This window comes from Nocardia sp. NPDC059180, from assembly GCF_042754945.1.
Taxonomy (GTDB): Bacteria; Actinomycetota; Actinomycetes; order Mycobacteriales; family Mycobacteriaceae; genus Nocardia.
Genome location: NZ_JBHZBU010000008.1, coordinates 89,109 through 113,621, shown reverse-complemented (window position 1 = coordinate 113,621; position 24,513 = coordinate 89,109). Strand labels below are relative to the sequence as shown.

General features: G+C 69.0%; 16 protein-coding genes. 8 read left to right on the top strand and 8 right to left on the bottom strand.

The window, feature by feature from the left end; translation table 11 throughout:
* Nucleotides 1-45: 45 nt before the first annotated feature.
* Together ACFXNW_RS23295 and ACFXNW_RS23290 are read right to left on the bottom strand one after the other, a co-directional pair.
* Nucleotides 46-1,026: a zinc-binding dehydrogenase gene (locus ACFXNW_RS23295; protein WP_379419878.1), complete on the bottom strand. Its 981-nt coding sequence runs from the start codon at nt 1,024-1,026 to the stop codon at nt 46-48.
* A gap of 57 nt (nt 1,027-1,083) precedes the next feature.
* Complete coding sequence (locus ACFXNW_RS23290) at nt 1,084-1,770, bottom strand: TetR/AcrR family transcriptional regulator (protein WP_379419877.1); 687 nt, start codon at nt 1,768-1,770, stop codon at nt 1,084-1,086.
* A 91-nt stretch (nt 1,771-1,861) separates the two neighbouring features.
* On the opposite strand from ACFXNW_RS23290, the gene ACFXNW_RS23285 reads away from it, so the two are divergent.
* On the top strand, nt 1,862-3,337 hold the full coding sequence (locus ACFXNW_RS23285) for an MFS transporter (protein WP_379419876.1): 1,476 nt from the start codon (nt 1,862-1,864) through the stop codon (nt 3,335-3,337).
* Between the two features lie 61 nt (nt 3,338-3,398).
* Here the strand turns inward: ACFXNW_RS23285 and ACFXNW_RS23280 are convergent, their stop codons facing one another.
* On the bottom strand, nt 3,399-4,271 hold the full coding sequence (locus ACFXNW_RS23280) for a hypothetical protein (RefSeq protein ID WP_379419875.1): 873 nt from the start codon (nt 4,269-4,271) through the stop codon (nt 3,399-3,401).
* Nucleotides 4,272-4,380: 109 nt separating this feature from the next.
* Entirely contained in the window at nt 4,381-5,877 is a 1,497-nt protein-coding gene (locus ACFXNW_RS23275) for an NAD(P)/FAD-dependent oxidoreductase (protein WP_379419874.1), read from the bottom strand.
* Nucleotides 5,878-6,104: 227 nt separating this feature from the next.
* Between ACFXNW_RS23275 and ACFXNW_RS23270 the strand changes: the two genes are divergently transcribed.
* Nucleotides 6,105-7,589, top strand: coding sequence for a cytochrome P450 (locus ACFXNW_RS23270; protein WP_379419873.1), 1,485 nt, complete (start codon nt 6,105-6,107; stop codon nt 7,587-7,589).
* Nucleotides 7,590-7,676: 87 nt separating this feature from the next.
* On the opposite strand, the gene ACFXNW_RS23265 is transcribed toward ACFXNW_RS23270, so the two are convergent.
* Both ACFXNW_RS23265 and ACFXNW_RS23260 read right to left on the bottom strand, forming a co-directional pair.
* Nucleotides 7,677-8,549 (bottom strand): tat pathway signal sequence, encoded by an 873-nt coding sequence (locus ACFXNW_RS23265; protein WP_379419872.1) that lies wholly within the window; start codon nt 8,547-8,549, stop codon nt 7,677-7,679.
* Between the two features lie 121 nt (nt 8,550-8,670).
* The gene (locus ACFXNW_RS23260) at nt 8,671-8,868 is read right to left on the bottom strand and encodes a hypothetical protein (RefSeq protein WP_379419871.1); all 198 of its coding nucleotides are present in this window, start codon (nt 8,866-8,868) and stop codon (nt 8,671-8,673) included.
* 274 nt (nt 8,869-9,142) lie between these two features.
* Between ACFXNW_RS23260 and recC the strand changes: the two genes are divergently transcribed.
* The 6 genes from recC to ACFXNW_RS23230 all read left to right on the top strand — a co-directional run bounded on the left by recC (nt 9,143) and on the right by ACFXNW_RS23230 (nt 21,089).
* Entirely contained in the window at nt 9,143-12,517 is a 3,375-nt protein-coding gene (gene recC, locus ACFXNW_RS23255; RefSeq protein WP_379419870.1) for an exodeoxyribonuclease V subunit gamma, read from the top strand.
* Nucleotides 12,514-15,912, top strand: coding sequence for a UvrD-helicase domain-containing protein (locus tag ACFXNW_RS23250; RefSeq protein WP_379419869.1), 3,399 nt, complete (start codon nt 12,514-12,516; stop codon nt 15,910-15,912). Before recC ends, ACFXNW_RS23250 begins: the two co-directional genes overlap by 4 nt.
* Before the next feature lie 49 nt (nt 15,913-15,961).
* Nucleotides 15,962-17,872 (top strand): exodeoxyribonuclease V subunit alpha, encoded by a 1,911-nt coding sequence (gene recD / locus ACFXNW_RS23245; RefSeq protein ID WP_379419868.1) that lies wholly within the window; start codon nt 15,962-15,964, stop codon nt 17,870-17,872.
* Nucleotides 17,873-18,121: 249 nt separating this feature from the next.
* Nucleotides 18,122-19,303 carry an NAD(P)/FAD-dependent oxidoreductase gene (locus tag ACFXNW_RS23240; RefSeq protein WP_379419867.1) on the top strand — a complete coding sequence of 394 codons (1,182 nt, stop codon included), beginning with the start codon at nt 18,122-18,124 and terminating at the stop codon, nt 19,301-19,303.
* Nucleotides 19,300-20,214 (top strand): RNA polymerase sigma-70 factor, encoded by a 915-nt coding sequence (locus ACFXNW_RS23235; RefSeq protein ID WP_379419866.1) that lies wholly within the window; start codon nt 19,300-19,302, stop codon nt 20,212-20,214. Before ACFXNW_RS23240 ends, ACFXNW_RS23235 begins: the two co-directional genes overlap by 4 nt.
* Nucleotides 20,215-20,591: 377 nt before the next feature.
* Nucleotides 20,592-21,089, top strand: coding sequence for an Rv3235 family protein (locus tag ACFXNW_RS23230; protein ID WP_379419865.1), 498 nt, complete (start codon nt 20,592-20,594; stop codon nt 21,087-21,089).
* A gap of 71 nt (nt 21,090-21,160) precedes the next feature.
* Here ACFXNW_RS23230 and ACFXNW_RS23225 read toward each other — a convergent pair whose 3' ends face one another.
* Nucleotides 21,161-23,299: an MMPL family transporter gene (locus ACFXNW_RS23225; RefSeq protein WP_379419864.1), complete on the bottom strand. Its 2,139-nt coding sequence runs from the start codon at nt 23,297-23,299 to the stop codon at nt 21,161-21,163.
* Nucleotides 23,296-24,492, bottom strand: a complete 1,197-nt coding sequence (locus ACFXNW_RS23220; RefSeq protein ID WP_379419862.1) for a peptide synthetase — start codon at nt 24,490-24,492, stop codon at nt 23,296-23,298. Before ACFXNW_RS23220 ends, ACFXNW_RS23225 begins: the two co-directional genes overlap by 4 nt.
* Between the last annotated feature and the right edge of the window lie 21 nt (nt 24,493-24,513).

The following is a 24,513-nucleotide window of genomic DNA, read 5'->3' as shown; positions in this document are numbered from 1 at the left end:
TCGTGCGGTGAGCTTCCAGTACGCGTGCGCTCCCGCTGCGTCCGGTCAGGGTTCGAGCACAACCTTGCCGGTGGTGCCGCGTGTCTCCAACGCATGATGCGCTGCTGCCGCCTCCGCCAGAGGAAATCGGCTCACCGCCGGCGCCCATCGACCGGAGGCGGCCTCGGCCATCGCCCGCTTCTCGAGCACGCGGATGTCGCCACCGATCCGCTGGAGCATGGGCGGGCCGACGACCGTCTCGGAACGGATGCCGCGCCGGTCGGCCTCGACTTCGGAAACCTGCGGGGGTTCGCCGCTGGACCATCCGTAGATCAGGTGCTCGGCTCCGGGGCCGAGCAGGTCGAGCCCTGCCGCAGTGGTCGCCCCGCCGACCGAATCGAACAACACGGTCGCCGATCGGCCGCCGAGATGTTCACGGACCTGATCCGGCCAGCCAGGCTCGCGGTAGTCGATCGCGATATCGGCGCCGTTGTTCCGGACGAGCTCGGTTTTTGCCGGCCCGCCCGCGAGGCCGACGACCGTCGCGCCCGCATTCTTCGCGTATTGCACCAGCAGGGTGCCGATACCGCCGGCCGCGGCGGTGACGACCGCGAGGTCGTCCGGTCCGAGTTCGGTGAATTGCAGGATGCCCATGGTGGTGCGTCCGGTACCGATGATCGCCACGGCGGCGGCCGCATCGAGGTTCGCCGGGATGTCGTGCAGCCTGTCGACCTCGGTCACCGCGAGTTCGGCGTAGCCGCCCGGCACCATGCCCAGGTGCGCGACCACGGCCTTGCCCAGCCAGGCGGGATCGACCTCGGCGCCGACTCGGTCGACGATGCCCGCCACCTCGCGGCCGGGAATCGTCGGGAGGTCGGGCACGGGAAACGGCCCGGGCTCACCGCGACGCAGCGCGGTATCAACGAGATGCACGCCGGCGGCGGCGACCGCTATGCGCACCTGACCGGCGCCGGGCACCGGATCGGGAACGGTCTCGTAGCTCAGGTTCTCGGCCGGGCCGAAGGTGTGCAGACGGATGGCATGCATGGTGGCTCCCTGTTGATCGTGATCGGAACCAGCCTGCAACCTGAAGTGCCATTCAGGTCAATGCGGCGCGTCGCCCGCGGTTGCCGCGGCCCGTGCGGCGAAACCGTCGCAGAGGGCGTCCAGGCCGAGTTGCAGCAGATCGACCTGCGCGAACCGGCCGTCGTCGGCGCCTTCGAGATCGGCCAGCGCGGGCGGCACCGGATGTAGCGGGTTTCCGGCCAGCAGCGCGCGCAGTCCGTTCTCGTCGTCGGAGTCGAGCCCCTTACTGGTCAGCAGCGCCGAACTGATGTGCGGGAGGGTGGCGCCGGAGATGTAATTCCATACCGCGAACGACATCTGGGTGGCGGCATGGGTGGAGACGTTCAGTTCCCGGAATCCCTCGACCAGCCACGCCAGGCAGTCCATGCTGCTCGGCCCGAAGCTGTAGCGCGGCACCGCGAACGTCAGCAGTACCCACGGATGCTGCTGGTAGAGGTTCCAGTCGATCTCGGCGGCGATCCGGACGCGGTCGCGCCAGGTCCAGTTCCGTTCGGCCGTGGACGGGTACGGGTAGCGGCCGGCGACCTGGTCGGTCATCGCGGCGATGAGCTCGTCTTTGTTGGTGACATGCCGGTACAGCGACATGGCGCCGACGCCGAGGCGGTCGGCGATGCGGCGCATGGAGAGTGCGTCCAGGCCATCGCTATCGGCGAGTTCGATCGCGACGTCGACGATCGCATCTTTTGTGAGCTTCGGCTCGGTCATCCCATGACTGCCTTTCGATGTCCGGCCATGATGCGTACACTGTACCCGGACTTCATGCGTACGTCGTACGCGCCAGGGAGAGGAATCGTTGATGACGAACATGGAGGCGGTGCGGCCCGCCCCGGACGCGAGCCTGGGCTCGCGGCGGGCCTGGCTCGGCCTCGCGGTGCTGGTGTTGCCGGTGCTGCTGGTGTCGATGGACGTCTCGGTGCTGTTCCTTGCCCTGCCCACCTTGACCGTCGATCTGGACCCCTCGGCCTCCGAGCAGCTCTGGATTCTCGACATCTACGGGTTCCTGATCGCCGGACTCCTGATCACCATGGGCAATCTCGGCGACCGGATCGGCAGGCGTCGCATTCTGCTGGCCGGTGCGGCCGTCTTCGGTATCGCCTCGGTGATCGCGGCTTTCGCGCCCAGCGCCGCGGTGCTCATCGCGGCTCGCGCGCTCATGGGCATCGGCGGTGCGACTCTGCTGCCGTCGAGCCTGTCGCTGATCTCGACGCTGTTCGCCGATGCCAAACAGCGCGCCACCGCGATCGGCGTGTGGACAGCCTTCTTTGCCGGTGGTTCTGCGGTCGGACCGATCATCGGCGGGGTGCTGCTGCACCACTTCTGGTGGGGATCGGTGTTCCTGATCAACGTGCCGGTGCTGCTGATCCTGTTCGCGCTCGGCCCGATCCTGCTGCCCGAGCATCGCTCGACCTCGCTCGGCCCGCTGGACCTGCCGAGCGTGGCCTTGTCGATCGGCGGCATCCTGCCGCTGGTCTATGCGGTCAAGCATGCGGCCGAGCACGGCATCGACACCACGGCCCTGGTCATCGGGTTGATCGGTGTGGTCGTGCTGACCTTGTTCGTGCGCAGGCAGCGGCATCTGAAGGAACCGCTGCTGGATCTTGCGCTGTTCGGGCGTGGGCAGTTCTCGGTGGCTATCGGATCGAGCCTGGCCGGGATGATGTCGCTGGCCGCGATGAGCTATCTGGCCAGCATCTACCTGCAGTCGGTCACCGGCCGCGACCCGCTGATAGCTGCGCTGCTCGGGATTCCGATGGCGATCGCGGTGTTCATCTTCTCCATGACGGGTGCGCAGGTGGGGCACCGGTTCGGGGTCCGGCTCACCTTCGCGATGGCGTTGTTCGCCTCGGCGATCGGCAATCTGATGCTGCTCGGAGTCGGTGTCGACGGCGGGTTGGCGTGGTACGTCGCCGGATCAGCCATCGCCGGTATCGGCTACGGAATCACCTTCACACTGGTATCGGAGGTGGCCGTGTCCTCGGTGCCGCCGGAGCGGGCGGGTTCGGCCGTCGGCATCTCGGAGACCAGTTTCGAACTCGGCAATGCGCTGGGCCTGGCGCTGCTGGGGTCGCTGGCGGCGGTGGTGTTCCGGTCGGGCGGGAGCTTCGAATCGACATTGGGGGAGACGCTCGCGCGCGACGGTGATCAGCCCGCGATCGTCGACGCCGCGCGGGAGTCGTTCGTGAACGGGATGCACGCTGCGACGACGGTCGGCGCGGTGATCCTGGTGGCGATGGCGATCATCGTCCTGGTGGCGACACCCAAGGGTCGCTGACCGCATCGACAATCCAGCCCCTGGCATCGAAATGCCAGGGGCTGGATGTGTTTTCGCAGAGTCAGGAGTTGACGACCCCGCCCGGTGCGGGCTGGACCCCGGTCGGCTGACCGTGCGGCGGGGCCGCGAGCGCGTCGGCGGCACCGATCGCGGCACCGGCGGCGGCACCGATGGCGGCGGCGGGCACCGCGATCACCGCGGCACCGATGGCGGCACCGAGCATCGGTCCCGCGACGAGCCCGGCCGGCAGGAACGGCACACCGGCGACCAGGCCGGCGACGGCGCCGACTACGGCCGAGGTGGCGGCCAGCGGAGTGCTCGCGCTCGCACCGGCGACAGCGCCGACCGCGGCAGAGCCGATGGTCTGGCTCGCCACCCGGTCGGAGCGGCTGCGTTCCATTCCGACGGAGTCGAGGAACGTCGCCAAGCCGGCCTCGGCGGTGGCGGCACCATCGTTGACCTGAGCGGCCTGCTGCGAGTCGAGCCAGGCCGGCGATTCGATGGCGACGTCACCGAAACGCAGCTGGCCCGGCGGTGGTGCGATCGGCGCGACCGGCTGCACCTGGGTCGGTGCGTGCAGATCGCCCAGCGGTGCCAGGTAGGCCTTATCGGGCACCGGTCGCGACCAGGCGAGGGTGGTGTGCGCGCCGGGCGCGGCCGCGGACTGCTGTGCGGCACCTGGTGCTGCTGTCATCGCCTCGGGGGCTGTCGCGACGCCGGGCTCGGCGACCTCGGTCGCGACGACCTCTGCGGCGAGAGCGGAGAAGCCGAGAGACGCAGCAGGCGAGTGGTCGGTCACCGTCGCCGGCTGGTCGGTAGCCGTGGCGGTGCCCGTGCCGACGAGCGCCATGACGAGTGGAACCGCGCCCGCCACGACGATCGACCCGACCTTCTGCCGCTGCGGGTTCGTCATCCTGTGCTTGGCTGTGGCCATGATTGCCTTTCATCCGGAGTGAGTCCGATGTCTGTTCGACATTCGGACTCGGCGCATCCCCGGATGGGTGGATTCACGAGCCGTTCGGATCTGCGGCTATTGCCGAAAGTTAGCCGGTCGCGCTGGTCCTGTCCGCTTCGACCGCAGCGGCCTCGGGCTTCCCGTCGGTGGCGGCGTCGCTCTTGGTCGACGCGCCGCCGGCACCGGGCTTCCAGTTGTTCGCGGAGGGGTCGCCGAGTGCCGACATCACCACCTCGGCTTCGCCTTCGTCCTCGCCGTTCATGGCCTCCAATGCCAACCGGGCGAACACCCACTGTTCGGTGGCGGCCATCTGCCCGCGGGTGCGGCCGAGGAAGGTGACGAACCACTGGATGACGGTGATGATCCGGCTGCGGTAACCGACCAGGTAGTACAGGTGCAGGGCCAGCCAAGCCAGCCAGGCGATGAACCCACCGAACTCCAGCTTGCCGACCTGGCAGACGGCGCTGAACCGCGACACCGTGGCCATGCTGCCCTTGTTGAAGTATTTGAACGGCTTACGTTCTTCGGGCGCGTGCCCCTTCAGGCCGGCCTTGATCTGCTTAGCGGCGTACGTCGCGCCCTGGATCGCGCCCTGCGCCTGTCCCGGCACGTTCGGCACCGACATCAGGTCACCGACGACGAAGACGTTGGAATGACCCTTGATCGTGAGGTCCGGCTCCACCACGACGCGGCCCGCCCGGTCCACTTCGGTGCCGTCGGAGCGATCGGCGAGCATCTTGCCCAGCGGGCTGGCCTGCACACCGGCCGACCACACCTTGCACGCGGATTCGATGCGCCGGATCGTGCCGTCGGGGTCCTTCACCGAGACGCCGTGCGCGTCCACATCGGTGACCATGGCGTTGAGCTGGATCTCCACGCCCATCTTCTCCAGCCGCCGCTGCGCCTTGCCGCCCAGCTTGGGGCCCATCGGGCCGAGTACGGCGCCCGCGCCTTCGACGAGCACCACCCGAGCGTCGCGCGGGTCGATGTTGTGGAAGGTGCCTTCCAGGGTGCGGTCGGCCAATTCGGCGATCTGCCCGGCGAGTTCGACACCGGTGGGGCCCGCGCCGACGACGACGAAGGTCAGCAGGCGTTCGCGCTCCTCCTGGGTGGTCGCCAATTCCGCCTGCTCGAACGCGCCGAGGATGCGGCCGCGGAGCTCGAGCGCGTCATCGATGGTCTTCATGCCGGGGGCGAAGGTGGAGAACTGATCGTTGCCGAAGTAGGACTGCTGCGCGCCGGTGGCCACGATCAGGCTGTCGAATTGGGTGACCGTGTCCTGGTTGAGCAGTCGGGAGGTCACCGTCTTGGCTCGGAGGTCGATATCGATGACCTCGCCCATCAGGACCTGGGCGTTGTTCTGCTTGCGCAGCACCAGCCGGGTCGCGGGCGCGATCTCGCCGACCGAGAGGATGCCGGTGGCCACCTGGTAGAGCAGGGGCTGGAACAGATGCGTCGAAGTCTTGGAGATCAGGGTGACATCGACATCGGCGTTCTTGAGGTGCTTGGTCCCGAACAAGCCGCCGAAGCCGGAACCGATCACCACCACCTGGTGACGACGGTTCTCCACGGTTTCAGTGCTCATCGTCGCTGCTCCTCGACAGACTGGGGTTGACCCCGCCGAACGTTTCTGACATGGCACACGGTAGTCGGCGCCTACGCCATCGTCACGACGAGATCCCCGTTCGCCGCGCGTGTCGGCGCGATCTCACACCATTGTCCGCTGTACGAAGTGAAGCCGGATTCCGGTGAATCGCCCGGAGAACGCCGGAAAAGAATACGATGGAGGTTCCTCGCCCAGGGAGGTCTGCCATGGTCGCAGTGGACCGTAGCGCCGTCGAAAAAGCTCGCGTGCGTGTCGAATCGGAGAATTCCGGGCTGATCGAGATACCGCGCGCGCATCCGATCGATCGGGCGCTGAGCCTGGTGCCCGCGCGCCGCCGCGTACTCGCCAACCCGCCCAACGGCAGCACCGCGACCGCGGTGGACGGCGATGCCGGGCTGCCTTATCTCGGCCGGGCGCTGCAGTACATGCGCTGGGGCCCCGCCGAAATGATGGACCGCTATCGGCGGTACGGGCCGGTCACCCTGAACAGCTCACTCGGTATGGAGCGAGTGCTGGCGGCAGGGCCCGACGCCATCGATGAGGTGCTCGGCCGCCGTCGCCGCGATTTCGGCCAGGGCTGGGACTATTTCATCGGCCCGTTCTTCCGGCGCGGCCTGCTGCTGCTGGAATTCGATGAGCACATGTTCCACCGCCGGATCATGCAGCAGGCGTTCACCAGGGATCGGCTCGAGGCGCATCTGGCGTCGCTGACACCGGTGGTGCGCGAGGTCGTCGACCGCTGGGTGCCGCCCGGGCACGGGGCGAGCCGCACGATCAAGCTGTTCCCCTCGGTCAAGGAACTGACCCTCGATATCGCCGGTGAAACGTTCATGGCCGCCGATGTCGGCCCGCAGCGCCGCCGGTTGACCGATGCGTTCGTCGATTGCACCCATGCCGGGCTCGCCATCATTCGTCATCCCATGCCCGGCGGCCGCTGGCGGGCGGGTCTGCGCGGACGCAAGGTGCTCGAGGACTACTTCACCGCGATGCTGCCGCAGAAGCGGCGCAGCGAGGAGCCGGATTTCTTCTCGGGACTGTGCCACGCCCGCGACACCGACGGTTCGGTGTTCAGCGACGCCGACGTGGTCAACCACATGATCTTCCTGATCATGGCCGCCCACGACACCACCACGACGACCACCACCGCCGTCGCGTACTACCTGGGCAAACATCCCGAATGGCAGGAGCGGGTGCGCGCCGAGGTGCGCGCGGCCGACCGGGAGGGCGCGCCGCCGACTATTTCCGAACTGGAAAGCATGCGCGATCTGGACCTGGTGGTGAAGGAGAGCCTGCGGCTGATGCCGCCGGTGCCGGGCCTGGTGCGGCGCGCGGTGCGCGATACCGAGATCTGCGGGCGCTACATTCCGGCGGGCACCCCGGTCGACCTGGCATACCAGGTGAACCATCTGCTGCCGGAGCTGTGGACCGATCCGGAGATCTTCGATCCGGAACGCTTCGCCGAACCGCGCCGCGAGGACAAATCGCATCGGCTGGCCTGGATGCCGTTCGGTGCGGGCTCACACAAGTGCATCGGGATGCATTTCGGCACCTTCGAGGTGAAGACCGTCGTCGCGGCGCTGGTCCGTGACTACGAATGGTCGATCCCGGATCCGTATCGCATGCCGTGGGGGTTCACGACCATCCCATTCCCGCGCGACGACGCACCGATGCGATTGCGGCGAATCACCTGAGCTGTGCGCCCCGAGTCATTCGCCCGCGAGCTCGAGCCGCGTGCTCCGCGCGGTTCACCACCCGGAGCGCGCGCTCGACCGTTACCGCTAGCGTCCGGAGAGCAGCATTTCGGCGACCTTGGTGTCGGTGTCGGCACCGTCGGTGTAGCCGCCCGCGTCACCCATGGACGTCATGATCGACAGGCTGTAGCGCTCGCCCGGCCCGGCGAAGCCGACCGAGTTGACCACCCAGCCACCCTGTTCGGCCGACCATCCGTTCTTCAGGCCGGGCCGCATCGCCGAGCCCGCGCCCCACACGCCCCAGTGCTGGTTCATATCGACCTTGCGCATCCGGTCGATGAGGTAGTTGCGGTCGTCGGGGTGCATCCGGTCGAGCACATGCGACATGAGACGGTCCAGGTCGGCGGCGGTGCACTTCTGGAACGACCAGTCGGGGAACAGCGCGGTGCTGGTCGGCTGCGGAACCAGGGTGGTCATGCCGTTGGCGCGGAAAGCGTTGTTGTAGGCCATCCGGTCCAGGCCCGCGTATTTGTTCCACAGGATGTCGGTGGCCTGGTCGTTGGAGGTGGCCAGCATGGACTCCATCAGGGCGCGATCCTCAGGAGGCAGCCCGATCGCGCCCACGCGTGCGCGGTTGAGCAGGTCGGCGGCGATGGCGAGCTTGATCGTCGAGGCGGTCCACACCGCATTCTCGGCGTGCTCGTTGGCGTACACGCCGCCGGACACCCGGTCGCGCAGCACGTAGCCGGTGACGCCGGGCCGGTTCTTCAGATAAGCGTTCACGTTGGCGATCCGGCTGCTCATATCGCAGTCGAAGCCGGGCAGGCACGCTTGGGTATGTGCCGGTGGCGCGGCGGCGGCGGTCGGCAGGATGGCGGGCACACCGGGAAGCGCGATGGCGGCGGCGGCGAGGACACAGGCGGATGCGGCGACGCGGGGAACGGCCCCGGTAGCGGCCATGGGGAAACGCACGAGGGACCACACTGGCATATCCGTGCGCTCGACGCACGTCTTGAGCTCAGCGGCCGCTTGTGGTAGCGGATTCGTTGTTACTGTGCGGCAAGAGATTTCGCCGCGCTGATCAGCGCTGCAGGGCCTGCTGCTGCGCGGTGACACCCTGGTTGAGGCGATGGCAGTGCTCGAACGCCTCCGCATGCGCATCACGCGGCCATGAGTGTAGAACGACGGTGCGCCCGTAGCAGCGCGAGTTGACGAGCTCCCAGCGGTCACCGATGCGGCGGACGGTGAACCCGCCTCTCGGTACCAGGGGAATCACCATCGCATCCATGAAACGCGAACCAGCCTTTCGGTACAGTCTCCCGTTCCTCCCCGGGGAAGGACTGTGGCACAGCGTGCGGCCCATCCCTGGATGACACGGCCGAAAGTTCATCGTGTATGTGGCCTATGTCACGCAGGGGTGCGGCGGGCCCCTGCGGTTGCGCGTCGGTCGCTGGGCGTATAACGGGTGCACGAAGCGCCGAGGTGCTCGACCCGGGGCCGGTGGTGTGTGGCCGGGCGCGCCGAGGCGGACCGCATCGGAGGAGAGGGCGCGCATGCCGCTGCACATTCATCGCGGCGAACGCGCCGACGTGCTGGCCGACGCGCTGGCCACGCTGTTGTCGGACCCATTGCCCGATCCGTTCGCCACCGAGGTCGTTGCCGTACCCGCCAAGGGTGTGGAACGGTGGCTGACACAGCGGCTTTCGGGTGTTCTCGGGGTGTCGGCGCCGTCCGGGAGTGATGGGGTCGCCGCCAATATCGCGTTCCCGTCGCCGGCTGCGCTGGTGGCCGAGGCGCTGGCCGCGGCAGGTGGGATCGCGCCCGCGGACGATCCGTGGGCGCACGACCGGGTGGTGTGGACGTTGCTGCGGGTGATCGACGCGTCCCTGACCCAGCCGTGGTGTGCGGTGCTGGCCAGGCATCTCGGGGTGCGTGAGGGCGAATCGAGCCACCGTGCGGGCCGCCGCTACGCCACCGCGGCACATCTGGCGGCCTTGTTCGACAGCTACGGCGCGCAGCGGCCACAGCTCATCGCGGACTGGGTGGCAGGCGATGACACCGACGGTGCGGGCCGCCCGGTACCGGAGGACCTGCGCTGGCAGCCGGCGCTGTGGCGGCAGTTGCGGGCCGAGATCGGTACGCCGAGCCCGGCCGAGCGACTCGGGCCCGCGTGCGAGTTGCTGCGGGCCGAACCGGGCACCGTGCAGCTGCCGGAGCGGGTGTCGCTGTTCGGGCCCACCCGGTTGGCCGCCGACCAACTGGCGGTGGTGTCGGCGCTGGCCGAGCATCGCGACGTCCATCTGTGGCTGACGCATCCGAGCCCGGTGATGTGGACGGCATTGGGGAACATCGCCCCGGCGCTCTCCCGCGCCGAGGACCGCACCGCCGCCGCTGTTGCGCATCCCTTGCTGGCCGGTCTGGCTCGTGACGTTCGGGAGTTGCAGCAGCGGTTGCCCGTAGCGGCGACCGATCGGCGGCATGGTTCGGGCGGAGCCGCGGATGACGGCTCGTCGGGGCCGCGCCCATCAGGTCGAGCAACTTTGCTGCAGATGGTGCAGGACGGCATCCGTGCCGATCGGTGGCCGGCTGCGCCCGCCGCCGCCGACGGCACCGTCCAGATCCACGCCTGCCACGGCCCGGCTCGGCAGGTGGAGGTGCTGCGTGACTGCCTGCTCGCGATGTTCGCCGCTGATCCCACCCTCGAGCCGCGGGATGTGCTGATCATGTGTCCCGAGGTCGAGGCGTACGCTCCGCTGGTGCGTGCGGCGTTCGGTCAGCGTATGCCGGGATTGGTTGAGCCGGTGGATGATTCGGGGCATCCCGGTCACCCGGCGCATCGGTTGCGGGTGCGGCTTGCCGATCGGGGGCGTGCGGTCACCAATCCGCTGCTGGGGGTGATCTCGGTGCTGCTCGAACTGGCCGACGGGCGCGTCACAGTCACGCAGGTGCTGGATCTTGCCGCCTCCGAAACCGTCCGCCGTCGTTGTGGTTTCGATGACGACGATATCGAGCGGCTTCGTGAGTGGGCCGCTGAGACCGGCGCGCGCTGGGGGATCGGTCTGCGGCAGCGGCAGGCGTTCGGCCTCGCCGATTTCGCGCAGAACACGCTCAACAGCGCGGTCGACCGGATCCTGCTCGGTGTCACCGCGGGCGAGACCTCCGACGACTGGCTCGACCTGGCGTTACCGCTCGACGATGTGGACAGCAATGACGTCGACCTGGCCGGGCGGTTCGCCGAATTCGTCGACCGGCTCGCTGTCGCGCTGCGGGATCTGCGCGGTCCGCGTCCGGCCGACGACTGGGCGACGGTCCTGGCGCGCGCACTCGATCTGCTGACCGACGTGCCGGAGTCACAGGCCTGGATTCGCACCGAGGCGCGCCGCGAACTCGCCGCGGCCACCGCCTTCGCCGACGACGTCCCACTGCGGCTGGCCGACGTGGAGGTGCTGCTGGCCGGACGGCTCGCCGCCCGCCCCACCCGAGCCAACTTCCGTACCGGCGAGCTGACCGTGTGCACCATGGTCCCGATGCGTTCGGTGCCGCACCGCGTGGTGGTGCTGCTCGGCCTCGACGACGACGTGTTCCCGCGCGCCGGTGCGGTCGACGGCGACGATGTGCTTGCCCGCAACCCCCTGCTCGGCGAACGCGATCACCGGGCCGAGGACCGCCAGCTGCTGCTCGACGCGATCATGGCGGCGGGCGAGCGGCTGGTGCTGCTGCACACCGGCTCCGACCCGGTGTCCGGGTCGCATCGGCCGCCTGCGATCCCGGTGGCCGAGCTGCTGGACGTGCTACGCGCGCATGTCGGGCCCGAGGGGATGGCAGAGGTGGCGACGCGGCATCCGCTGCAGTCGTTCGACCGCAGGAACTTTCAGGCGCAGCGGCCGTTCAGCTTCGACACGGTGGCGCTGGCGGGCGCTCGGGCCGCGGGGAGTCCGCCGCATCCACGTCCGCCGTTCCTGCCCACACCTTTGCCCGTTGCGGAGCCGGTGGATATCGGCCTGGCCGAATTGATGTCGTTCGCTGAACATCCGGTACGCGGATTCCTATGGCAGCGGCTGGGATTACGGGTGCCCGATCAGGACGACGATATCGCCGACCGACTGCCCATCGAGCTGGACGGCCTCGCGAAATGGGATCTCGGCGAACGCATGCTGGCCGCCCGGCTCAACGGTTCCGATCCGGGCGGTCTGCGGGCCGCGGAGTGGCGCCGGGGGACGCTGCCACCATTCGGCCTCGGCGCCGCCGTCCTGCACGAGGTGGAGCACACGGTCGACACATTGGTGCGGGTCGCGTTGCCGGAATACGAGAGTGCGGCGCGGGCGGTCGATATCGCGCTCGATCTCGGCGGCGGGCGGCGGCTGACCGGAACGGTGCCCGAGGTGCGCGGCGACACCCTGGTGCGCACGACCTACTCCCGGCTGGCGCCCAAACACCGGATCGCGGCGTGGGTATCGCTGCTCGCTCTTGCGGCCTCCGAGGATCGGCCGTGGCGCGCGGTGAGCATCGGTCGTGGCCAATTCCGCCGTCCTGCTTGGCGTTCGGAGCTGACCGCCCCGTCTGCACCCGAGGCATTGGCCATCCTGCGCGAGCTGGTCGCGCTGCGTGATGCCGGGCTGACCGAACCACTTCCGATCGCCACCGCGGCCACCGCCGCGTATGCCGAGCGGCGCTACCGGGGCGGCACCGCCGAGGAGGGGCTGGCCGCCGCCGAACGTGAATTCTTCGGCGGCCCCAATGGTCCGGGCCCCTACGGCGAGCACACCGATCGTCATCTGCGCTACATCTGGGGGCAGGCACCGCGGCTCGACGATCTCACGGCCGCGCCCGCACCACCCGGCGAACCGAGCGAGAGCACCCGGTTCGGTGCGCTGGCACGGCGGCTGTGGGCGCCGCTGCTGCGGGCCGAGGAACAGGGCATGCCATGACCACACACACCCCGCCCGTCGCCGCGCCACAGCTCGATACAGCGTTCGATCCGGTCGGGCCGTTGCCCACCGGCACGACTGTCCTCGAGGCCAGCGCTGGTACCGGCAAGACGTATGCGATCGTCGGGCTCGCGGTCCGCTATGTCGCCGAGGCAGGCATCGACATTTCGCAGTTGCTGCTGGTGACATTCAGCCGGGCGGCCACCCAGGAGCTGCGGGAACGGACCAGGAACCGCTTCGTCGCAGTCGCGGCCGCGCTGGCCGATCCGGTGACGGCGCGCACCGACGGCGATGAACTGATCCGGCACCTCGCCTCCGTCGCCGAGGACGAGGTGTGGCGCAGGCGGGCCCGCTTACTGGCGGCCCTGTCGGATTTCGACGCGGGCGCCATCGCGACCACACACAGCTTCTGCCAGCGCATGCTCGACGAACTGGGCCTGGCGGGGGAACACGATCTGCGTTCACGTCTGGTCGAGAATGTCGACGAACTCGTGGCGACGGTCGCCGACGACCTTTACCTGCACAGATACGCGCGCACCGAACCGCCGTTCGCCATCAAAGAGGCGCACACGCTGGCGTTGGCCGCGGTGCGAGACAGACACGCCCAGCTGGTCCCGGACACCGAGGATCTGGCCGGGGAGCGGGTGGCGTTCGCGTCGGCGGTCCGCACCGAAACCGAACGCCGCAAACGCCTGGCGGGCCTGCGTGATTTCGACGATCTGCTGGTGCTGCTGCATGAGGTCCTTACCGATCCCGAGCACGGACCGCGGGCCTGCCTGCGTATCCGGGAACGATTCCGGGTGGCGTTGGTCGACGAATTCCAGGACACCGACCCGCTGCAGTGGGACATTCTGCGGCGGGCATTCCACGGCCACACCACCATGGTGCTGGTCGGTGACCCGAAACAAGCCATCTACGCCTTCCGCGGCGCCGAGGTGCTGAGCTATCTCGACGCTGTCGGCCACGCCGGGTCCCGCCGGGAACTGAGCGTCAACTGGCGCAGTGACGCCGGGTTACTCGCCGCGGTCGACCAGGTGATGGGTGGCGCGGCACTCGGGCACGAGGCCATCACGGTGTACCCGGTCGCCGCGACCCGGCCGTGGTCGCGATTGTCCGGGTCCGGTGACATGCTCACGCCGTTGCGGTTGCGGGTCATGCCGCGCACCGGCGCCGGGCCGCTGAACAAGACGGGCTTTCCGACGGTGGGCCGGATGCGGGCCAAGGTCGCCACCGACCTCGCAGCCGACATCGTGAAGTTGCTGGAATCCGGGGCGATGATCGATACCGGGGCGGGGACGGTGGTGAAACCGATCGTTGCGCAGGACTGCGGCAACACCGGCGCCGCCGGGCACGCGGCGATGAGCACTGCGCCGGGCGTGCGGCAGATCAATCCTGGTGATATCGCGGTGCTGGTTCGCACTCGATCTCAGATCGACGTCGTCCGCGCAGCTCTCGACAGCGTCGGTGTGGCGTCGGTATTGGCAGGTGGCACAAGCGTATTCGCGACCGAGAGCGCCACCGACTGGCTGTGGGTGCTACGTGCACTGGAACAGCCGCATCGCAGCGATCGGGTGCGGTTGGCGGCCTGCACGCCGTTGCTTGGTATCACCGCGAGCGACATCGATAGCGGTGGCGCTGATCTGGTTGGCCGCATCAGTGCGCAGTTGCGTGACGCGGCGCGCCTGTTCACCCGCGCGGGGTTCGCGGCCGTCTTCGAGAAGCTTTCCGCCGAAGCCGAGCTGGCGCCGAGGCTGCTGGCGGTGGAGAACGGCGAACGCAGGCTCACCGATCTGCGCCATATCGCCCAATTGCTCGATCAGCTGGCGCTGACCGAAGGCTACGGCCTGACCGCCCTGACCCGGTGGCTGGCTGATCGGGTGCGCGATCCGGCGTCCGGCGCCGTCGCCGACCGCAGCAGACGGCTGGATCGAGACGCGGCGGCGGTGCAGATCGCGACTGTGCATGCCAGCAAGGGACTCGAATTCCCCGTCGTCTACCTGCCGTTCGCGTGGGACAGCGCCAGGAATCCGAAGGCCGCGACCTTGTTGTTCCATGACGATGAGGTCCGCGTCCTCGATGTCGGCGGGCCGGACGCCGCGGGCTATGGCGAGCGCAAGCGTCGCGCTGAAGCCGAGGAATCGGGGGAGGAGCTGCGACTGCTGTACGTCGCCCTGACCCGCGCCATGTGCCAGGTGGTGGCCTGGTGGGCACCGGCGTTCACCACCGATAACGCGCCGCTGCACCGGATGCTGCTCGGTCGTTCCGGCGGCACGGAGCAGGTGGCGCTTCGGGTTCCGGTGCCACCGGATGCCGCTGTCGTGGAACGGCTCACGGCGTGGGCCGGTGCGGCGGGGCCATCGGTGGCGGTGGAGGTCGTCGACGGCGAGCAGCAGGTGCGACCGAGGCGGGTGCGGGTCGAAACGATGACCGGTGAACTCGCCGCCGCCACGTTCGGCCGCACTCTCGACCAACAGTGGCGCCGCACCTCCTACTCTGCGTTGACCGCCGCCGGGCACGCTGTCGTACCCGACAGCGAGCCCGAAGACGGTCGCGGACCCGACGACGAGCCGACCGGAGTCCCGGTGACCGCGTCCGAACCCGAGTCGGGTGCCCTGTCGCTGATGAACGAGCTGCCCTACGGCGCCGAATTCGGCACCCTGGTGCACGGCGTGCTCGAACGCATCGACACCGATGCACCCGACCTCGCCGCCGAAGTCGACACGCGCTGCCGGGAGACGATCGAGGAGATGATGGCCGCCGCCGATCCGGCGCAGCTGGCCACCGCGCTGCTCGCGGTGCTGCGGACACCGATGCCGTTCGGTGCGCTCGCCGATATCGCGAGTCGTGATCGGTTGTGCGAGCTGGAATTCGAACTGCCGCTGGCAGGCGGCGATACCGCGAGTGACCGGTCCGCGACCCTGCGTGCGGTCGCCGCGCTATTGCGTGAGCACTTACCGCCCACCGATGACTTCGCGCCCTACGCCGACCATCTCGACGCTCTCGACGACAACCCACTGCGCGGCTATCTGACCGGCAGCATCGATGCAGTGCTGCGGGCGGCCGACGGTCGATTCGTCATTGTCGACTACAAGACCAACCGGCTCGGTACGGGCGATCTGACCGTGGAGCACTACACAAGGGACCGGATGGCGACAGAGATGATGCGGTCGCACTACCCGCTGCAAGCCCTGTTGTATTCCGTTGCGCTGCACCGCTATCTGCGTTGGCGGATGCCCGGATACGATCCTGAACGCCATCTGGGCGGTGCGGCGTATCTGTTCGTTCGCGGCATGGTCGGCCCGCACACGCCTCCCGGGCGCGGGGTCTTCGACTGGACTCCGCCCGCCGCGCTGGTGGTCGCGCTATCGGATCTGCTGGCCGGGGGTGCACGATGAGGGCGCGACGGCCACAGCGTGGCGAGGTCCGCATGTGGGAGGCGCTGTCGTGACATCCATTCAGATCGCCCAGCGCGGTACGGGACTATTGCGGGCGTTCAACGAGGCCGGGGTGCTGTCGGCCGCCGACGTGCATGTCGCCGTGCGGTTGGGCCGGCTCGGTCGCGAGGAATCCGAGTCCGCGTTGTTCGCCGCGGCGTTGGCGGTGCGTGCGGTGCGATCCGGTTCGGTATGCCTCGAACTGGCCCGGATGCGGGAGATCGGTATCGACGCCGACGAAACCTGGGACACCACCGTCGATCCGGCCTCGTTGCCGTGGCCGGAGTTCGATGATGTGATCGCGGCGCTGCGCGTCAGCCCGCTCGTGCTCGGCGGGGCGGCCGGGCCTTTGCGGCCGCTGCGCCTGGTCGAGGACCACCGCGAGGGTGGCCCGCTGCTCTATCTCGACCGCTATTACCAGCAGGAACAGATCATCCGGCGGGTGCTGACGGAACGATCGGACCGGCATCCGGTGGTCGATCCGAGCGTGGTGCGCCGTGAACTCGATCGGCTGTTCGCCACGCTGGACGGGGAGCCGGCATCGACGGCGCCCGACCGGCAGCGCCTGGCTGCCGCGCTCGCCGCGACTCACTGGACGACCGTCGTCGCCGGCGGCCCCGGCACCGGCAAAACCCACACCATCGCTCGGATCATCGCGCTACTCGACGCACATCAGCGCGCGAATCCGAAGGCGCCTGCCCTGCGGATCGCGCTGGCCGCACCCACCGGTAAGGCAGCGGCGCGGCTGCAGGAGGCGGTCCGCGACCAGGCCGTCGAACTCGGGCTGCCCGAACTGAGCGCCTCCACCCTGCATCGGCTGCTCGGCTGGCAGCGTGGGCGCGGCACCAGATTCCGATACCACGAGTTCAATCGGCTGCCCTACGACGTCATCGTGGTCGACGAGACCTCGATGGTGTCGCTCACCATGATGAGCAGGCTGATGGCGGCGCTGCGCCCCGACACCCGGCTGGTGCTCGTCGGCGACCCGGACCAGCTGGCCTCGGTCGATGCCGGTGCCGTGCTCGCCGACCTGGTGGCCGGACCGATCGTCGGGGCTCCGAATCCGGTGCTGGAACAGATCATCGGACCCGGACCCGGACCCGGACCCGGATCCGGGTCGGCAGCCGAACCGGAAGCGTTGACCGCGCTCGAACAGGCGCGTCTGCGCGGCGGTATCGTCCGGCTCACTCGGGGTCGCCGCTTCGGTGGACGGATCGCCGATCTGGCCGTCGCGGTCCGTGCCGGTGACGCCGATACCGCGCTGGAGTTGTTGCGGGCGGGCGGTGACGCGCTGTCGCTGTGCGAACCCGATGACACCGCCGCGGTCCGCGCCGATGTGATCGCCGCCGCCCGCCGGGTCACCGACGCAGCACTGGCCGGTGACGCCGCCGGCGCGCTCATCGCACTCGAATCCCATCGGCTGCTGTGCGCGCACCGCCAGGGCCCGTTCGGTGTCGAACGCTGGGACCGCATGGCCGCCGAATGGGCTGCGGCCGCGGGCGCGGGCCCCGAGTCAGGGCAGGCGACCTGGTATCCGGGACAGCCACTGCTTGTCACCGCCAACGATCACGAGGCCCGCATCTACAACGGCGACACCGGCGTTGTGATCCGCCAACCCGACGGATCGTTGCGCGCCGCCCTGCAGCGCGGCAGCGAACCGTACCTGGTGCACCCAACCCAGTTCCCGTCCGTGGTGACGGTCTTCGCGATGACGATCCACCGCAGCCAGGGCAGCCAGTACGACGCCGTCACCATCGTCCTGCCCGAACCCGAATCCACCCTGCTCACCCGCGAACTGCTCTACACCGCCATCACCCGCGCCCGCAGCCACGTCCGCATCATCGGCACCGACGCCGCCATACGCGCCGCCACCGCCCGCCGTGTGCTGCGGGCGAGTGGGCTGAGCCGTCGGGCGGACTGAGCCGCGGTTGGGTCCGGAACTCGGAACGCCCGTGCCGTAGCCGACGGGCAGCCGTCGCGTGGGGCTGAGCCACCATCAGGCCTGGCCCACCGCTCAACCGCAGGTCAGCGGGGTGCGCCACCGCACTGAGCGGTCATGTGATGCAGACCACTCATTCGGATGTCACGATCGGCCCGCGAACTTCCGTCTCGGGTGCATCGACTGACGACGAGAAGGGACGCGACGATGCGCGAGCACAAGGACACGGACGTGAGGAACAAGCGGGAGATTCTGATCCTCGGCGCCGGATATGCGGGGATGTCGGCGGCGGTCAACCTCGGGGCGCGGGTGAAGCGGCGCGATGATGTGCGGGTGACCGTGGTCAACGCCGGGGAGCGCTTTGTGGAGCGGTTGCGGCTGCATCAGACGGCCACCGGGCAGCAGCTCGCCGAGTTCGATATCCCGGAACTGCTGGAAAGCATCGGGGTCGGATTCATCCGTGGCCGGGTGCGCGAGATCGATCCGGAGGCGAACACCGTCCGTCTCGACGACCAGCGGCTGCTGCGCTACGACCACTTGGTCTACGCCCTGGGCGGGGTTGCCGACACTGCCCGCGTGCCCGGAGCCGACGAGCACGCCTTCACCCTCGACAGCGCCGCCGACGCCGCGAGCCTCGCCGGGCGGCTGGACCGGCTCGCTGCCGGAACTGTGGTCGTGGGCGGTGCCGGGCTCACCGGCATCGAGTCGGCCGCCGAGATCGCCGAACGGTATCCGCAGCTGCGGGTGCTGCTGCTCGGTCGCGACGAGCCCGGAGCCGCCATGACCGATAAACCCCGCGCGTATCTGCGGGCCGGTCTGGATCGGTTGGGCGTCGAGGTGCGCGGTGGCGTCGACGTGGTGAAGATCCTGGCGGATTCGGTCGAGCTCGCCGCCGGCGAGAGCATCACCGCCGATGCAGTCCTCTGGACCAGCGGCGTCCGCGCGGCGCCGGTGGCGGCCGCGGCGGGACTGACCGTCGACGACCTCGGCCGCATCGTCACCGATCCCACACTGCGTTCCATCTCGCACCCGAACGTGTACGCCGTCGGCGACGCGGCCGCCATCGAGCAGGGCTACGGCCTCATGCACGGCACATGCCAGAGCGGTATGCCGACCGGCGTGCACGCGGCGGTGTCGCTGACCCGGGAACTGAAAGGCAAGCAGCCCAAGCCTTTCCGTTTCGGCTACTACCACACGCCGGTCAGCCTCGGCCGCGCCGATGCGATCGTCCAGTTCACCAAGCCGGACGGCTCACCGCGCCGCTGGTACCTGACCGGAAAGCGCGCGACCTGGTACAAGGAGACCGTGAACGCTGCACCATGGCCCACCTTCCTCCGCATGACCAGGTTCCCCGGATCGGGCGCCATCTGGCCCAGCGGCGGCCGCTACACCCGCCGGGCCGGTGCGCGATGACCTCTCCAGATGACGGCCAGCAAGTGTTCGACGAGCACCGCAATCTGCTCTTCGCCGTCGCCTACCGCATCCTCGGCTCGGCCGCCGACGCCGAGGACGCGGTGCAGGATGCCTGGTTGAAGTGGTCGGCCGTCGATCGTTCACGCGTGAGCGACTCCAAGGGCTACCTCGCGCGGATCGTGTCGAATCTGGCCATGGACCGGCTGCGCTCCACGCGCCACCAGCGCGAAACCTATGTCGGCCCGTGGCTGCCCGAACCCATCCTGACCAGCGGTGACATCGTCGACGATGTCACCGGCGCGGAATCGGTCTCGATGGCGATGCTCGTGGTGCTGGAAACGCTGAGCCCGATCGAGCGGGCGGTGTTCGTGCTGAAGGAGGTCTTCGACTTCAGCTATGTCGAGATCGCCGCCGCAGTCGACCGTTCCGAGGAGGCGGTGCGTCAAGCCGCCCACCGCGCCCGCGGGCACGTCCAGGCGCGGCGGCCGCGGTTCAGCGCGGACCGGACCAAGCAGCGCGATGTCACCACGAAGTTCGTCGCGGCGGCGTCCGGCGGTGACATCAACACCCTCATGGACCTGCTGGCCCCAGACGTGACGCTGTGGACCGACGGTGGCGGCAAGGTCCGCCAGGCCTTGCGCCCGGTGAGCGGCGCCGAGACTGTCGCGGCCTGGTTCGCCCGGCTCGGCGACAGCGCCTACCAGGGCGTCGAACCGGCGGACATGCGGGTCGAACTGGTCGAGATCAACGGCGCCGCCGGCCTGCTGTTCCGCGGACCGGACCGCGTCATCGCCACCATCACCCTGACGCTCGACCCCGAGGGCCGGATCATCGCCATCCATAACGTCGCCAACCCGGACAAGCTGCACGCGATCGTGGAGGGCGCGGTGCACGACCTCGGAGACCGCTGACGTCGCCGGGCGCATCCGGCGCTGCTCCACCGGCGGGTTCGTCGATGACGCGGCGGCCCTGGCCGTCGACGAGAACGGCGGCGGTGAACACGCTCGGCGGCCGGCTGCTGTGCGGTGCCTGCCAACCGGCCGGGCGCCGCAGCGGTATGGCAGGCGGTTCTCGGCGCCGATGTTCGCGTGCGAAACGATCCACGCTCGTCAGATGGTCGAACGTGTGCACACCGCCACTCGGATCGGTCCGGCATCACCCGATGTGGAACAGGTAGCGCGCTACTCGTGGCAGTCACATTGTGCGCCAGCAGAATCGGCGCGTGCGACGCCATCGTGTCGCGCGCGGCGGTTCCATCGGCCGATCGACACGAGTCAGGGGATGGTGCATGGCTGAAGATCAGATGCGGTTGGCGGCTACAGCGAATGAGGCGCCGACGCGCGTCTGTGGTTCGGGAATCCGGACGCGACGAAGCGGGAATCCGGCGGCATCGGCGTGCGGGACCCGTCGTGCGACATCGGACCCTCGCGCACACATTCCTCCGAAGCCGTCGGCCGATCGAACACCGGACGCCGCACAGGCTTTCGCCGAGCAAGCGGTCCGCGCTGCCCTGGAGATCCTCGACCGCCGCCGTCCGATCGCCCAGCTGAGAGCCTTCGCGAGTCCCGACGTGGACGCTCGTATTCGCACGCTCGCTACCGGCGGCCTGCCGGGCCGTTCGCTGGGGCTCGCAGTTCCGGTGAGGGTCAGGATTACTATGACCGACGGCCCTGCGGCTGAGGTCTGCGCCCGATACCGGCGCGGCCCGCGGAATTTCGCCCTGGCCGCCCAGGTAACGCACACCCGGCGGCACGGGTGGAGACTGACCGCCATACGAGTCGCCTAGCCGTGGCGCCCCGACTGGTATCGCCGGCCTCGGGACTGGTGGCCGGATCAGCTCGCCGGTCGTGTGCCTGATCAGCTGGTGCTGCTCCCGCTGGAGATCCGATCCCGGGCACCCGGTGGCGGAAGCTCCCGTTCGGTCTCGGCACCCCGCCCCGGCCACGGCGTCCACCAATTGAGCGGCCCCATCAGCTGAACGAGCACGGGCACGAGCAACATTCGCACCAGGGTCGCGTCGATGATGAGGGCGAGGATCATGCCGATGCCGAGGAACCTCATCGGTGTCAGCGGGGACAGGGTGAACGCGCCGGTGACGACGATGAGCAGCACGGCTGCGGCGGTGATGACCCGCGCGGTCCGCAGGGTGCCGGTGCGTACCGATGCGGCGGTGTCGGCGCCGGCGTGATGGGCTTCCACCATCCGTGACAGCAGGAATACCTCGTAGTCGGTGGACAGCCCGAACACCACCGCGATGATCAGCACGACCATGCCCGCGGCGAGCGGCCCCGGTGTTACGCCGAGCATTCCGGAGAGGTGTCCGTCGTGGAAGATCCAGGTCAGGATGCCGAAGGTGGCGGCGAGGCTCACGAACGCCATGGCGACCGCCTTGATCGGCAGCACGATCGAGCGGAATGCCACACCCAGCAGCACCAGCGTCGCCGCGACCATGACCGCGATCATCCACGGCATGGCGGCGGTAATCGAATCGACGCTGTCCACGGTGGCCGCGGTATCACCGCCGATCCGTAGTTCGGTGCCGACCGGCGGATCGAGCGCACGTAAGGCCGCGACGACGGCGATGGCGTCATCGCTGCGGTCCGCGCTGTCGAGCATCGCGTGCATGACGACGAAATCCGCTGCGCGCCCGGCCTGGAACACCGGACCGACACCTGGCAACGCGCCGATATCGCGCACTACAGACGCCACCGTCACAGCGTCCGGTGCCGCGCCGGAGGGTCCGCGCAGGACGGCGGTGACACCGCTGTTCGCCGCTGGGAAACGCTCGGTGAGTTCGTCGACCGCGGTACGCATCGGGTTGTCGGCCGGCAGCGCCCGATGGTCGATATCGCCGAGCCGGACGCCCAACAGCGGTGTCGCCAGTAACAACAGGATCGCGGTGACCCCGACCGCGACGATTCCGGGCCTGCGCAGCACCGCGTCGACGACCCGGCCCCAGAACCGCTCGGTCCGTCCACGTTCCCGCGACGCGCCGATTCGCTTACCGAACAGGGCGAGCATCGCGGGCAGTACCGTCAGCGACAGCGCGGCCGCAAGGGCGACGGCGGCGATCGCGCCGAACCCGAGCGATTTGAGCACCGGCTGCGGGAACACGAACGTTCCGGCGAAGGCACAGATCAGTAGTGCCGCCGAGAACATTACGGTACGGCCAGCCGTCGCGCAGGTCCGTTCTATGGCGGCGGGGACGCTGTGGCCACCGGCGATCTCCTCGCGGAATCGGGTGACCAGGAACAGTCCGTAGTCGATCGCCATGCCGAGCCCGATCAGTGACGCGATATTCACCGCGAACGTGGTGACCTCGGTGATCTCGGTGAGAGCCCGGATCGCGGCCAGTGATCCGCCCACCGCCAGCGCCCCGACGAGCACCGGCAGCGATGCCGCCGCGAACCCGCCGAACACCAGCACCAGAATGAGCAGAGTGACGGGGATGGAGATGGATTCGGCGAGGATCAGATCGTGCTGGGACCGGGTGGTGATCTCATCGGCCAGCGCGCTGTAACCGGCCAGCTGGGTGCGGATTCCGGGAACTCGCAGGTCCGCCTCGACATCACCGAATGCGGTGATGCGCTGGTTCTCATCACCTGCCAGGTAGACCACCGCGAGTGCTTGTCTGCCGTCGGCCGAGCGCAGGAACTGGGTGCGGGGCGGCGCACTGTTCCAATAGGTTTCGACGGGCCGCTCCAGCAGGGCCGGATCGATGCGGTCGATCGCGGCGCCGACCTGCGGGCCGATCGCGTCGAGTGCCTGCCCCTCCGGCGCGGTGTAGACGGCGACGATATCGGCGGTCGTCGGGCCGATATGTTCCCGGACCAGCGCGTCGACCTGACTGGATTCGCTACCGGGATCGGTGAATCCGGCTGCGCCGACCTTCTCGGCCGCGCTCGCGCCGTAGGCCGCGCACAACAGCATCAACCCGATCACGACCGCCGAAACGGTGCGCGGGCGGTTGACGACGAAACGCGCCCACGCCGTCATCGCAGGCTCTCGTGGTGGGCGGCCGGCTCGGATTCCAGCGTGGCAACGATCCGGTCGAGCAGAGTATCCAGACGCCCGGCGACGCCGCGTCCGTTGCGGGCCGAGACCGTCAATTCGATGTGTCCACCGGATTCCATCAGCCCGAACAACAACGGCATCGCGACACTGTGCTGCGGCAGGATCAGCACCGAGGTCGGCCGGAACTCAGGGGTGGCGAGTTCGTCCAGATCGAACCGGCCCATATGCGACACCGTCGCCGAGGCCAGATTCCGGCCGAACCTGGCGCCCAGCCAGTTGAGGGTGCGCAGCAAGGCGCGGCCCGCGGGCTGCGGGATCTCGGCGAGTCCGCTGTTGTCCATCTGATTCAGCTCGAGCCGCTGCTCCAGGCCAGACCGCTTCAGCGCGTTGATCTCGGTCCAGGTCGTCCCCGCCGTGATATCGAAGAACAAAGGGAGAGCAAGATTTCCGGTGGAGCGCAGCTGCGGATCGTGACGGCGCAGATCGACCGGCATCATGATCCGGGAAGTGCCCTGAGTCTGTTCGGCCAGCAGCGCCGCGACCCTGGCCACCGCACGCGGGCCGCTCGCCGCGATCGTGCGTCGGCGCAGCAGATGCCGTGGTTCGCCTCGAGTCTGGCGACCGTGACCGACGGCTGTCCGATACTTCGGCAGCATCATGGTGGGCTTTCCCGGTGCGCCGACGCGGTGCACCAGCTCCTGATCGGCGACCGGATCCGGCATGGCTTCCGGTTCCTGCCCGCGCAGGGCCGCAAACACGGCCAGCGCCCACGTCACCAAGCCCATACCGTCCATCACCCCGTGGAAGACCCGGAAGATCAGCGTGACCGGCTGTGTGGTCAGCAGCAGCACTTCACAGGTCACCTCGTCGGTCGGCCCGATCGGGCTGTGCAGCACCCGATCACCGTCGAGAGCGTCGTAGACGATCGCCCAATCGTCGACGACCCGCACCGCCGCAGGCACACCGCTGTCGACCCAGTCGCGGCCGCGGCGCACCAGCCGCGACCCAGGGCAGGCCGCTGACGCGACGGCGACCGCCTGCCGCAGCCGCTCCGGATCAACCGCGCCCTCGCCAGGGAAGACGAGCTGCATGAGGAACGGCGGAGCCAGATCACGCATCGGGAAATACATGCGTTCGGTGGGGGAGATCCGGCGGAAGACGGTGCCGGGAGCCATATCTACCTCGCTGATCGGTGA

What these genes read in the sequence shown, in the direction of transcription:
- ACFXNW_RS23295 (WP_379419878.1), bottom strand. Translation starts at nt 1,026, where the DNA reads ATGCATGCCATCCGTCTGCACACCTTCGGCCCGGCCGAGAACCTGAGC.
- ACFXNW_RS23290 (WP_379419877.1), bottom strand. Translation starts at nt 1,770, where the DNA reads ATGACCGAGCCGAAGCTCACAAAAGATGCGATCGTCGACGTCGCGATC.
- ACFXNW_RS23285 (WP_379419876.1), top strand. Translation starts at nt 1,862, where the DNA reads ATGACGAACATGGAGGCGGTGCGGCCCGCCCCGGACGCGAGCCTGGGC.
- ACFXNW_RS23280 (WP_379419875.1), bottom strand. Translation starts at nt 4,271, where the DNA reads ATGGCCACAGCCAAGCACAGGATGACGAACCCGCAGCGGCAGAAGGTC.
- ACFXNW_RS23275 (WP_379419874.1), bottom strand. Translation starts at nt 5,877, where the DNA reads ATGAGCACTGAAACCGTGGAGAACCGTCGTCACCAGGTGGTGGTGATC.
- ACFXNW_RS23270 (WP_379419873.1), top strand. Translation starts at nt 6,105, where the DNA reads ATGGTCGCAGTGGACCGTAGCGCCGTCGAAAAAGCTCGCGTGCGTGTC.
- ACFXNW_RS23265 (WP_379419872.1), bottom strand. Translation starts at nt 8,549, where the DNA reads ATGGCCGCTACCGGGGCCGTTCCCCGCGTCGCCGCATCCGCCTGTGTC.
- ACFXNW_RS23260 (WP_379419871.1), bottom strand. Translation starts at nt 8,868, where the DNA reads ATGGTGATTCCCCTGGTACCGAGAGGCGGGTTCACCGTCCGCCGCATC.
- recC (WP_379419870.1), top strand. Translation starts at nt 9,143, where the DNA reads ATGCCGCTGCACATTCATCGCGGCGAACGCGCCGACGTGCTGGCCGAC.
- ACFXNW_RS23250 (WP_379419869.1), top strand. Translation starts at nt 12,514, where the DNA reads ATGACCACACACACCCCGCCCGTCGCCGCGCCACAGCTCGATACAGCG.
- ACFXNW_RS23235 (WP_379419866.1), top strand. Translation starts at nt 19,300, where the DNA reads ATGACCTCTCCAGATGACGGCCAGCAAGTGTTCGACGAGCACCGCAAT.
- ACFXNW_RS23230 (WP_379419865.1), top strand. Translation starts at nt 20,592, where the DNA reads ATGGCTGAAGATCAGATGCGGTTGGCGGCTACAGCGAATGAGGCGCCG.
- ACFXNW_RS23225 (WP_379419864.1), bottom strand. Translation starts at nt 23,299, where the DNA reads ATGACGGCGTGGGCGCGTTTCGTCGTCAACCGCCCGCGCACCGTTTCG.
- ACFXNW_RS23220 (WP_379419862.1), bottom strand. Translation starts at nt 24,492, where the DNA reads ATGGCTCCCGGCACCGTCTTCCGCCGGATCTCCCCCACCGAACGCATG.